We start from the raw sequence: 12,282 nt of genomic DNA on the forward strand, positions 1-12,282 counted from the left end.
TGTCTCTGCAGCCGGTCGGCCACAGTGTAGGTCGCCCGCAGTCCCTCGGATTGCGGGCGCCGCCCGAACCGCTGGGCACTATGCGCACTTGTGGACGATTGACCCCGACCTGCTGTGGGGAGACTTACGAAACCGCAGTTCGCACAACGTCGGCATGATCAGCGCAATCCATGTGGGGGGACACATGAGCGTTGGCGCATGGATCGATCGAGTCGTCGCCGATTTCGGGGCACAGTGCAAGCAGATCCTCGGAGTGGGCGAGCACGAGGCGGGAATCCGCAGCGCGGTGGAAAAACTGCTCGGCTCAGCAGCCGGGGAATTTGGACTTCATCTTCGTCTACACCCTGAGGCCCGCCTGACGGACCTGGGTATTCGTCCGGATTTCGCAGCCAGTCTCGGCGAGGACAAGCAGCGCACCTTCGGATACGTGGAGCTGAAGAGCCCGAAGAAGAAGGATATAAGTCCAGGCGGCCTGCGCGGCCGAGACAGAAAACAGTGGGAGGCAATGTCTCACCTCCCGAACGTCATCTACACCAACGGACAAACCTGGTTTCTTTATCAAAACGGCCAACCGCAGGGAAAACCCGTTCATCTGGAAGGCGACATATACCGAGCCGGACACCGATTACGGGCACCCGGCATCACTGCTGTCGCATTCGAAAAGATGCTTCGTGATTTCCTGTTCTGGCAGCCCAAGCCGCTGACCACGGTCCGTCAACTGGTCACCACCATCGCTCCACTGTGCGGTCTCCTACGGGACGAGGTTCATGATCGGCTGCGTCAGGAAGAGCGAGCCGGAGGCGACGACGGGATCCGGCGCGGCCCGGGACGCCCGTTCACCGAACTGGCGCAGACGTGGGAGAATTTCCTCTTCCCGCACACCGATGAGCGGGACCATAAAACCGCCTTCTCTGATAGATACGCCCAGACCGTCACCTTCGCCCTGCTTCTCGCGCGCGCCGACAAGATATCCCTGGAAAAGCACAGCTTGCACGAGGTGGGCGAGTTACTGGGCTCCGAGCACACGGTGATGGGGAGGGCACTTCAGATCCTCACCGACCACGTGGGAAAGCACTTCAGGAACAGCCTTGACGTCCTGGTGCGAGTAGTCAACGCAGTTGACTGGGGTGCCATCCTTCAAAGCGAGCCGGATGCACATGTACTCCTCTATGAACACTTTCTACAGGAGTACGATCCCGATCTCCGCAAGGCCTCAGGAACTTACTACACCCCAGCCGCCCTGGTGAAGGAGATGGTGCGGCTCGTCGATGAAGTGCTACGGCTGGGCCTGAACTGCACGATGGGATTCGCGGATTCTCGAGTGACGATCATAGATCCCGCGATGGGCACCGGCACATTCCTCAGCACCATCATCGACCTCGTCGCCGAACGACGGTCAGCCGACGGGAACGAAGGGTTCCGTGCCGAAGCCGTCGAGGAACTCGCACAGCGGCTCATAGGCTTCGAGAAGCAGATGGCAGCTTATGCAGTAGCTCAAATGCGAATATCCCAGACCTTACGCACCCATGACTCCCACACGCGGTTGAACGATCTCCGCCTGCACCTCAACGACACCCTCGCCGACCCGTGGGAGCGCCCCACGCTCTTCGGAGGCGCCGGAGCCGACGTGCTACGCCGGGAGACCGAAGCCGCCAACCACATAAAGAGGGACGAGCCAGTAACGGTTGTCATTGGAAACCCTCCTGATCGCGAGGACGCACAAGGTGAGGGAGGCTGGATCGAGAAAGGGTCTGCGGGGCGCAGACCACCGTTGCTCGACGATTTCCGGCTGCGTGGCGCCAACGGCGTCTACGAGAAGAAACTGAAGAACCTCTACGTGTACTTCTGGCGTTGGGCGGCCTACAAGGTCTTCGAGCAGCACCGCCCCACGCATCACCAGGGGATAGTGTGCTTCATCACCACAGCCGGATTCCTTCGAGGGCCCGGCTTCAAGGGAATGCGTGCGTATCTGCGCTCAACCTGCTCAGAAGGCTGGATAATTGACCTGACTCCGGAGGGCAAGCAGCCCCCCGTGCGGACCAGGTTCTTCCCCGGAGTTCAACAGGAGCTGGCAATCGCGCTGTTCGTGCGCAGGGGTGGATCAGATACCCGAGGTCTCACACCCGTGCACTACACAGCAGTGACCGGCACCCGGGAAGAGAAGCAAACACAGCTGGCCAACTTGCACATGGATGGCCCGGCTTGGCAGCTATGTCACTCTGATGGGCATGCCCCGTTCACTCCGGCATCAACAACCCAATGGACGGGCTTCCCGGCACTGGGCGACATCATGCCCTGGTCGCGACAAGGCATGCAGACGAAGCGCACCTGGGTCTACGCGGTCGATGAGGAGACATTACAATCACGCTGGAGCAGATTCGTTCACGAGCCCGATCTGGAAGAGAAACGGATCCTGTTCAGCGAGTCTCGTGACCGGAAAATAGGGAGCGCGGTCACATACCGGCTGCCCAACCAGCCCGTACGGCCTCTCATGGAGGAACGAGGAGACTGCCCGCGCCCAAAGCGGATTCTCCATCGAAGCTTCGACAGGCAGTGGGTCATACCGGACAGTCGGGTCATCGACTACCCTCGATCGGGCCTTTGGGACGCAGACCGCGATGACCAGATATTCTTGATCGAACAGCACAGTCGACCTATCAAGTCGGGCCCCGCCGTAGTCTTCTCGACCTTGATCTCGGATATGCATTGTTTCAACAATGACGGTGGCCGGGTTCTGCCTTTGCGGCATCCGGACGGCTCCCCCAACATCACACCCGGAATCCTGGAGCATCTGGCGAATTCTTATGGGATGCCAGCGGTTTCACCGGACGATTTGGCCGCCTACATCGCCGGCGCCATCGCCCATCCGACCTTCACTCAAAGATTCAGGGAAGAACTCAACTCGCCGGGCGTCAGAGTACCGATCACCGCCGATCGAAAATTATGGCTCGACGCAGTGCACATCGGGCAACAAATCATTCGGGTATCGACGTTTGGCGAGCGTTTCAAAAACCTGGAAAGCGACATCGGCAAGAGCAAGACAGAGGCTGTCACGTATGCGGTGCGCGTCGATCCGTCGAGGCTTCCTTCCTCTCTTTCCTATGCACCCGAACGCGAGGAGCTCCTGGTGGGCACGGGAGTCTTCCGGGGAGTGAGCGAGCGTATGCGCAACTACGACGTGGGCGGACGAAAGGTACTGGACAGTTGGTTCGCCGCACGCTGTGGCGAACCCAAAGGGCGAAATCTCAGCGAATTGGACACTATCCGCAGTGAGCGCTGGACGCCGGGTTGGAGCAACGAACTGATCGAGGTCCTCAAGATTCTTCGCCATCTCACGGAGTTGGAGAACTCACAGGCTCTTCTGCTGGAACGTGTCCTGAGCGGACCTCTCATCGACGTAGCCGAGTTGACACGCCGTGGAGTACTCCAGCCCCCTGCCTACACACGGGTGCCGCGGCAGACGCATCCCGAAGAGGGGATGCTGCCAGGAATGGAAACTGTCGACGGACAACCACCGCCGCCCGTACAGCCACTGATTCCCGCACCACCGGAGAACTTGCCCGGTACGGCAGTTCCGCCCCGCAAACGCCGCACCTCGCAGGAACGGTCGAAGGGACACCCTCCGGCCTGACCCCGTCACCGACGCATAGGTGACAGGTCGTCGAGGAGGCTGGTGAGCAGCGCCTCCTCGTGCAGCGGGATACGGTGCTCCGCGTAGAGTCGGCGGAGTGCGTCCAGCCCTGAAGGCCGGTGCGCTGTCGCCGTCGTGCCGAGGTGGTCGAGGTACGTTCCGGCGTCGTAGCGCCAGGTAGCCGCGGCCGGCGCGGCGGAGAGAAGCTGGTCGACCACGACGAACCCGGCTTCGTCGATGTCGGCCCGCACGGTGATCTCGGCGGCGGCAGCCGAGAGTCCCGACACGAGATCGAGGGCGGCGTTCGAGGGCATGCCGTCCGTGCAGATCAACGCGGGGCATTTGGGACCGAGTTCATCGGCGGCGGCCTCCAGGACGGCGGGGTTCTCGCAGACGAAGACGCTGGTCCCCGGGGCCACCGACCACGTGCCGGTGAGGGAGCGCAGGGAGAGCCAGAGCGGTTCGCCAGGGGCGGCGGCGCTCCAGCGGGCCGCGGGCGCGTCGCCGTGCAGGGAGAGGTTCAGGACCAGGACGCGGGAGGAGACCTCGTCGCACCACACTCCCTCCACACCCCAGACCCGCCTCCAGTCCCGCCCGGGACGGGACGGGCGTGGCAGCTGGTGCGCGTACGCGATCAGTCTGCACAGCGCTCTGCCCAGCGGCTCTCTGTGGTCCAGGGCGTGTGCGTCGTCCATGACAGTGGCGGCGAGCTGGGCCAGGCGTATGCCTGACCGATCCGCGCCGGGGAGACGGTTCCAGACCAGGACGGTCTGTTCCACGAGGGCCTGGAGTTCGCCGTCCCCCGCCCTGGGAGTGCCGGGATCGTCCAGCCATGCTCGGGCAACAGACGCGTCGATACCGGCCTCGGCCAGCAGCGTCTCGGCAGCCGACCGCTCCGCTTCGGCCTCCGCCTGTTTCTCGGCACGCAGTCGCCGCAGGCTCACGAACGGTCTTCCGTCGAGTGTCTCGACGAACTCCCTTACGGTCAGCCTGTGTTCTCCGAGAGCGGCGGCAAGGTCCTTCAGCCGTACCGGCCGCCCGGAAACGTCCCAAGAGGTGCCCACCAGGCGGGCCACTTCCCGGCGCTGTGATGCCGTGAGGGAGATGCGCAAGGTGCCGACCTCGGTGTTGAATCCCCGTTCGGCCCGCCTGCGGACCGCGTCGAGCACGATGCCCGGACCGGCCAGCCGTGCCCAGGCGATCAGTCCCGCGGGCAGGTCAGTCATCGTCGTACGCTCCGAACAGTCCCTCGGCCATGACCGGCGTCGCCTCGGCGAACACCCCGAGGCGGTCGACGTCCACCTGGGTCAGCGTCCCCGAGCACCACAGGTACGGCATGGCGTCCACGCCCGGCAGGTGCCGCTCACGGGCCAGGTCGTACACCGCCACCGCGGGCACTTCCCGATAGGTGCACCACTCGTCGTGGGCGGTCAGCATGACGTCGAGCTCGAAATCGACCGTCAGTCCCATGAAGGACGCCTTGACCGCGGTGTCCACCCCGGTCATCGCCTCATCCAGCCACACCCAGCGCGGGGCGTGCGGCCCGGCCGCGTCGTACGCGACGACTGCGGCGGCGAACAGTGGCTGGGACAGCAGGACGACCTTCTCCCCTCCGGACTTCGCGGCATGCCGGGCCGAGTCGAACGCGGCCCATGCCCCGCCCGCACCCAGCCGGTACCTGAGGGACAGTCGCAGCCATTCCCGGTAGTCCAGCGCCTGTGCGAGCTGTGCCTTCCAGTCGACGGCCCCCTCGGCCGAGGCGTCACGGCGAGCCTCGTCGATCTTGCGGGCGAGAAAGGCTCGCACCAGTTCCTGACGGTCGGAGGACAGTTCGTCGTAGCCGCGTCCCAGGGCCGCGACGACGGGGCCGGCGTCGGGATCGGCGGGATCGGCCTCCCAGTCCACCCGGACCACGTGCCCCTGCCGGGTCGGATGCGCCGCCAGGCGGGCGTTGATCTTGGCGAAGGTATGGGCGGTGTAGTCCAGGCGCTCCTTCAGGTGCTCGATGAACGTCGACCCCAGCAGTGTGGTGAGAACACGCTGCTGCTCGACGTCGTACCCGGACTGCTGCCTGCGTACGCGATCGGCCAGAGCGTCGGCGGCGTGGTGCGGCGCCTGCCAACCGCTGTCGGGGTCGCCGAGGATCACCACCTGAGGAATTCCGGAGGCAGCTGTCACCCCGTTCCCCTGCTCCGTGTCGTCCTCGTCGCGGACTCGGGCGTCACGGCCCGGCAGCAGTTTCTGGCGGAGTTCCTCCAGCTGCTGGTAGCAGCGACGCCACAACCGCTCCTCGTCGGTCGCCTGGGCCGAGACCGTGAGGTCCCTCCTCGCGGTGGCAGCGAACTCGCGCGCTGACTGCACGGAACGCCGGTCGGGTGGTGTCAGGCCCGCCGGCTCCGCCAGGCCGGCTTCCACCACCGTCCACAACGCCTCCATCGCGGTGTCCCGGCTCTGTTCGGCCACCGCCCGGTGCTCCTCGTGCTTGTCGAGGACCTCCTCCGCCCGGGCGACGGACGCCTTCGCCTCGGACAGGGACTCCGACAGCGTCTCGATGCGCGTCTCCAAGCGGGTGCCTTCGGCGTCGAGTTCCTCTCTACGGCGTAGCTGCGCCCGGTGGTCGGTGCCGAGAACGGACTCCGCCGTGTCCAGTTGCACCTCTGCCCGGCGCAGCTTTCCGCCGAGATCCGACACCTCCGCTTCGACGGACCGCTGATCGCGTTCCCGCTGCTCGACCACCGAGACCAGAGTCTCCAGGGTGTCCTGGCGGGTGGCCAGCACATCCATTTCACCGCTCAGTGCAGCCAGGTGGGAGCGGAAGTCCGGCAAGGCCGCGGCCTGTCCTTCGAGATCGCGAAGACCAAAGCGATGTGTGCCCGCGTAGTCGGCGAACCGCGCCCAGGCCTCGTCCCGCCGCGTCAAGTTCACTTCGTGCTTCTCTCGCGCCGCGCGAAGCCGGGTCTCGTCGGCCGAGCGCCGCCGTATGCGCTCGGCCAGTGTCACCACGGCTGCGGTCAGGGTCCGCTCGGTCCGGACGGGAACGCGATGGCTGTGCTCGGCCAGCCGGGCCCGCGCGGTCCCGACGTCCGACAACGCGTCGTCCACCTGGGCCAGTTCGAGGGTCAGGGCGGACAGATCGGCCTCCAGTCGCACGACCTTCCGTTGCCGAGCGGCCTCACGTGCCGCCGCTCCCAGATACACGGCGGGGCCCATCGGTTCGGCCCGGCCGAGAAGTCCGCCTACACGCCAACCGCCGTCGGCGGCCAGCCAGTCGCCGCGTGCACCGCCCTCCCGGCTCGTACCGCGCCATCCGATGCCGCCGAGGACACGGCGCACGGCATCGGCCTCCACTCCTCCGGCCGAGTCGGGTTCCAGCACGGTCAACAGGCTTGTTTCCGGCTTTCCTTCATGGCTCAACGGCTGTACGTCGGCGACCGGCACACCGTCGTGGGTGGCGAGGCGTCCGTCCGGGGTGACCCAGGCGTCGAGCAGGCCACAGGCGGCCAGCGCGGCCTCCACGCGCGCGAGCAGGTCCTGGTCGATGCCCTTCACCGGGTTGACCAGGTGCCACAGCGGCGCACCGTGCAGTTCGGCGAGCGCGGGCCGCTCACGGCGCGCCCAACCGGAGGGGGCGGGCGGCGCACCCGTGCCCTGTTCGCGTACGGCTGTCAGTTCGGCCGTGGTCTCGTCGTGCCGATGCTGCAAGGGGGCTCGGCACAGCCGAAGCTGTTCGGCCCGGGCGGTGAGCCTGTCGCGGGCCGCCGTGGTGTGAGTGTGCATCGTCTCCGTGGGCGATCCACTGGCGTGGACGGTGCCTGTCTCTGTATCGACGACCGTCAGTTCGGCGACCTGGTCGCACCAATCCTCGACGAGTTCGGCCGGGCAGAGTCCGACCGGAGCTTCGGCGGCCCAGTCACGGATCTGTTCCCGTAGAAGAGCGACATGGCCCTCGACCTCGGTGCGTGCCTCGCCCTCCTCACGTCGGGCGGTGTCCAGGGCTCCTTCCGCGGTCTCGACCATGTGGGCGGATCGCTCCGCCCGGCGCTCGGCCTCGTCGTGCTCGGTGTGCAGGTCGCTCAGGGTCGCGAAACGCTCCGCGCGTGTGCCGTAGTCCGCGGAGAGCGCTTCGACATCCCGCGTCGGCAGGTGCCGTTCGGCGGATGCCTCCAGACCGCATCGGCCGGCTGCCGAGCGGAGAGCTGTTTCGAGGCCTTGCACCTTTTCTTCTGCCTTGCCGACTTCTCCGAGCGCCCTGTCGGCCTGTCGTCGTGCGCCGTCCAGAGCCGACTGTTCACGCTTCAGCCGGCCGCGCGCCGCGTCTGTCTGCTCCGTCAACCCGGTCACGGCGCGGCGCAGTCCCTCCACTCGCTCTGCGGCGCTCACGGCGTCCTGGTAGGGCTGGGAGTCCAGCAGCTCGCGCAGTGCGGTCGCCTGGTCCTGTCGGGCCTGCCGCGACTCGGTCAACTGGTCTGTGGCGGTTCGAGCGTCTGCCTGTGCCTTCTCCAGGAAGCCCTGTGCCCGGTTCTTGTCCCGCGTCGTGTTATCCAAGGTCGTCGTGGCCGCGGTGAACTCGTCGGCCCGGCGGCGCACCACGACGCGGCCCCAGGGCCTCCATCCACCACTGACGAATCGCGCCACGGCGGTCGCCGCTTCCTCCGTCTGCTCCACCGCCCGGCGCAGCTGCTCGAGGTGGTCCCAGCCGTCGGCGAGTTGAGCGATCTCGTGCCCGGACAGCGGCGGCAGGGCCGCACGCAGCGTCTCGGCCAGGCTGGCCGGGTTGAGGCGCTCGCCGAGTTTGGGTTTGCGCAGCTGTTTGAGGAGCTCGGTCAGGTTCTCGTACGACTCGCCGGACAACCCGAACAGTTCCTCCGCCAGGCGCGCGCGGTACGCGGCCGCCGTACTCGGTACCGTCAATCCGTCGATCTTCTTGAGGTCCTTCTCCTCGATCGCCCGGCCGCCGGTCAGCAGCGCGAAGTCCTTGCCCGGTCGTCCCGGCGTGAGGAAGGGCCAGGTCGTGACGGGCTGACTGCCGCTGCCTCGACGGGCGCTCGCGCCCATGCCGCACACGAAGTAGCGAGCGACGCCGGTCTCGTCGCGCCGGCCGAACTCGACCCAGGCGTACCCGAGGCCGGAGTCGGCCGACGCACGTGGATCGTCGCCTTCGCCCGTGGGCAGCAGGTTGAACCTCATGGTGCGGTGCTGTGAGCCGAAGGGGTCAAGCACCGACGGCGTGATCTCCCCGCGGAGCAGCATGAGGGTCGTCAGCTCCAGCACCTTGGTCTTGCCCGCCCCGTTGCCCCCACGCAGCACCAGGCGCCCGTCGGCGAACCAGAACTCGGCCGCGTCGTACTCCCACAGCCCTACGATCCCCACCCGCAGCGGCTGCCAGCGAGTACGACCCGGTTCGGGCAGCCCGCCCGAGGTCGCGGCTGCCAGCCAGGTCACTCCGGGCTCGGCCTCTTCCGGCGTCATCAGTCATCCACCTCGTCGAAACCGGCTGTCACCGGCACCACCTTCGGGTCACGGAACCGTGCCGCCGCCGGCGAGAGTCTCCAGCGGCCGGTCGCCTCGGCCGGTCGCAGCAGATCGAGGGCCCTGAGGAGCTCCACCGCGTGCTCACGAACCGCTTGATCGGTCTGGAATTCCTTGGTCATGGCTTTGTGGTGGTGGACGCGCACCTCGGCCGCGGCACGATCGAGCCGACCGTCGTCGAGCACACCGTCGGTGTCCTGGCGGGACAGGAGCCGACCCAGCACCATCAAGGTGACGAAGTCGCCCGCCCGCAGCCGGGGGAACGGTACGTCCGTCTCGTTCTCGTCGGTGACGATCAGGGCCAGTCCCTCGGCCCGCTGCTCCGCCACCCAGCCGGTCATTTCCGCGCACCAGGCGAGGACGCGGTGTCGTTGCCCGGTGAGGTACGCGCGTTCGGCCGGCGTGAGGTCGGCCCAGAGGCAGACCGGCAGTTCGATCAGCCTCCTCATCACGCCGAACCGGGCGGTGGCCTCGGCCACGGTGGTTGTGTCATCGCCTTCGGCGCCCTGGGCAAGAGCGGCGCGCAGGGCCGCCGGGTCCACCAGCCGCAGCAGCAGATCCCTTCCGATGTCGTAGGCACCACCGATCGCGTCCCTGCGGTGCGCCCAGCCTTCCCCGCGTTCCCCCGCGTCCCGGGAGACCGGTCGCAGAGCACCGCTGTCCACCAGCAGACCGATGGCCTTGACGAAAAGCTGCCGTTCAACGAACCGGTCGGGGTCGTACGGCGCGACGTCGACGTCGTCGTGCCGGGTCAGGACCCGGACCCGGTCCGACAGATCCTGTGTGGTCGTGATGTCCTCGGCGTCCTCCGCCGCGGCAGCGGCGAGGATCGCCAGGACCAGGACACGCCGGGAGGGCGCCCGGAATCGTCTGGGCGCCGTCACCACTCTGCCCAGCGGTGGCCGGAAGAGTCTGGCAGCGGCGTCGGTGACGACCAGCCGGTATCCCAGCCGCGAGGCGAACCACTCGATCAGGACCGGCTGGTGACGCGGGTGCCGGACCAGCGCGAACAGTTCCCGATGACGCCGCCGGTCCACCACCGGGTGGGCCAGCAATCCCGTGAAGGCACGCCGCCGGGCCTCCGTGTCACGGCTCACCGCACCGGCTCCAGCTCGAACAGCCAGTTCCGTGTGACGAGTTGCCCCCGGGGACTGTGCAGGGCAACGGTGGTCGGACCGCTGCCCGGTGGCGAGAGAGTCACCCGCCATCTGCCGTCTCCAGTGACGGCGGTGCGGGCAGGCCTCCTGGTCCCGCCGCGCGCGATGCCGAGCAGTTCAAGAAGGAGGTCCAGTTCCGGTTCGGAAAGCCGGGTCCAGTCGGCGAAGGCGGTTCCGGAGCGGGACCGCAGGGTGGCCTCGGCATCGGCACGCGCCGCGACCGCCGCGGCCCGGGCACGCCTGGCCGCCGCTCTTCCCACGGAGTAGTCCACCGCGCGGGCCCTGCGCCCCACCGCGGCTCTCACACCCTGCTCGCGGAAACGTGCGGTGACCGGAGCCGCGGGAGCATCGGCCCAGGTGCGCAGGTGATCGTCGGCTGCGTCGGCGGGCAGCAGCAGATGCCGTGCGGAGAACAAGCCCGTGGCGGTGTCCCACATCCGCCAGGCGGTCTCCTCGTCCGGGGCCCGCTCGACAGCCTTCGCCAGTCGGAGCAGTTCGGCTCGGCGAGTGACCGCGCCACCGGTGTCCATCAGGATGCGTGCGTTGCGTGCCCAGGGAGCCACCAGGTCCCGCAGTTGCCGGCGCAGCCGCCGTGCCTGCCCGGCGGCGCCGGAGAACCATGCGGACAACGCCGTCCACGTTCGCGCCCATCGCAGGGCCTGCGCGTCGACCAGGTCCTCCGTCGCGTCCTCGGCCAGGGCGGCCCGTGCGCAGGCCCGCCACACCGCCGTACCGAGGAGCGGGGCGAGTTCCTCGACGAGGGACGCGATCCGGGGTGTGTGCACGTCCACTTGCTCGCCCCACATGGCGATGTACGACTGCAGGGTGCGCCACAGGACCTCCTGCTTCCCTGGGTCGGGCCCACCGGACAGCGCGTGCGCCAGGCTGCGCTGCCAGGTCCGGGCGGCCGCCGCCATACCCTGGTGGAGAGCGATAATCTGCTGGAACTCGGCGGCGGCGCTGGGATAACGCCGCTCCCGCACGGCCAGCGCGAACATCTCCAGACGGTCACGGATCGCCCGTGGCGCCAGAGTGAGATCGGCCGCCGCGTCTTCGTCGGCCGCCGCCTCCTGCGTCCAGAAGACGTGCAGCCTGGCGGCCACGGGCGTGATCTGGTACCGGTCACGGCGGCGCAGGAAGTCCTCACCTGTCCGCGCCTGGTCCTGCCAGCGTGTGAGCACCCCCCACTTGATGAGTCGTTCAAGACGAGCGTCCAGATGGAAGCTCTCGGCCGAGACCAACTCGCCGACGACGGCAGGGTCCAGCCGAGCGGCCAGATGACCGGGCACTCGCTCGACGACATCGTCGTACGACATTCCGATCAAGGTGGTGTCCTGTGCCTCCAACAGGATGTCCACGATGACCCGGTACTGGGCGGCGAACCGCGAGACCAGGTAGGCGGGCACCAGCTCCTGGCCCGGCAGGTGTCCCGCCCATGGATCCGGCCGGCTCGGCTCGGGAAGTTCCTCGTCATCCGGCATGACCATCAGCGTACGATCAACTGCGTTGCGTGAGCGGTCGGTTCACGCATATCAGGCGGCCGAATCCTAAACATCCTTGAGCGGGGGTCGTTCACCGAGTTGGGGTGGCAGGGCGCCGTTCCGCGACGCACCGGGGATGCCGACCGGAACCTCCGCAAGCAGTTTGCGGATCAGTGCCTCCCTTCCCTCTCGGGACAGTCCACCGGGCACCGCCACCCAGACCCGGCCCCCTGGAGCGACGTCCCTCAGAACGTATCCGGAAGAGCTCGGGGCGAGGCGGGAGTCCTCAATCAGTTGCGCCCCCATTCGACTGAGCAGTTCGTCGGCGGGCAGCAGGCCCACAGAAGCACGGACCTCCCCGGCTGCGATCAATTCGCCGCGGTGTTCTCGCAGTTGCCTCGCCCCGGCGAGTTCGAGGCGAAGCACCGTCTCCTCCCGACCGGAGGCGCTCGTCGTCAGGACGATCTCCGGGAGCCTCTCGAAC

Annotated in this window: 5 protein-coding genes; 1 reads left to right on the forward strand and 4 read right to left on the reverse strand. The window is 67.4% G+C overall.

Annotated elements, in window-relative coordinates; all coding sequences use genetic code 11:
* The first annotated feature begins 88 nt into the window (after positions 1-88).
* Positions 89-3,631, forward strand: coding sequence for a type ISP restriction/modification enzyme (locus tag ACFVKT_RS23405; protein ID WP_385734489.1), 3,543 nt, complete (start codon positions 89-91; stop codon positions 3,629-3,631).
* 5 nt (positions 3,632-3,636) lie between these two features.
* Here ACFVKT_RS23405 and ACFVKT_RS23410 read toward each other — a convergent pair whose 3' ends face one another.
* From ACFVKT_RS23410 to ACFVKT_RS23425, 4 genes are read right to left on the reverse strand one after another with little or no spacing between them, the layout of a single operon-like run.
* Complete coding sequence (locus ACFVKT_RS23410; protein ID WP_385734491.1) at positions 3,637-4,857, reverse strand: TIGR02679 domain-containing protein; 1,221 nt, start codon at positions 4,855-4,857, stop codon at positions 3,637-3,639.
* Positions 4,850-9,100 (reverse strand): TIGR02680 family protein, encoded by a 4,251-nt coding sequence (locus tag ACFVKT_RS23415; RefSeq protein WP_385734493.1) that lies wholly within the window; start codon positions 9,098-9,100, stop codon positions 4,850-4,852. Before ACFVKT_RS23415 ends, ACFVKT_RS23410 begins: the two co-directional genes overlap by 8 nt.
* On the reverse strand, positions 9,100-10,257 hold the full coding sequence (locus tag ACFVKT_RS23420; protein WP_385734495.1) for a TIGR02678 family protein: 1,158 nt from the start codon (positions 10,255-10,257) through the stop codon (positions 9,100-9,102). Before ACFVKT_RS23420 ends, ACFVKT_RS23415 begins: the two co-directional genes overlap by 1 nt.
* Positions 10,254-11,798 (reverse strand): DUF2397 domain-containing protein, encoded by a 1,545-nt coding sequence (locus tag ACFVKT_RS23425; RefSeq protein WP_385734497.1) that lies wholly within the window; start codon positions 11,796-11,798, stop codon positions 10,254-10,256. Before ACFVKT_RS23425 ends, ACFVKT_RS23420 begins: the two co-directional genes overlap by 4 nt.
* Positions 11,799-12,282 lie beyond the last annotated feature (484 nt).

Origin of the sequence: Streptomyces sp. NPDC127595 (assembly GCF_042671685.1) — a bacterium.
GTDB lineage: Bacteria > Actinomycetota > Actinomycetes > Streptomycetales > Streptomycetaceae > Streptomyces.

Coding starts and splice junctions, on each gene's coding strand:
- ACFVKT_RS23425 (WP_385734497.1), bottom strand. CDS start 11,798: ATGCCGGATGACGAGGAACTTCCCGAGCCGAGCCGGCCGGATCCATGG.
- ACFVKT_RS23410 (WP_385734491.1), bottom strand. CDS start 4,857: ATGACTGACCTGCCCGCGGGACTGATCGCCTGGGCACGGCTGGCCGGT.
- ACFVKT_RS23415 (WP_385734493.1), bottom strand. CDS start 9,100: ATGACGCCGGAAGAGGCCGAGCCCGGAGTGACCTGGCTGGCAGCCGCG.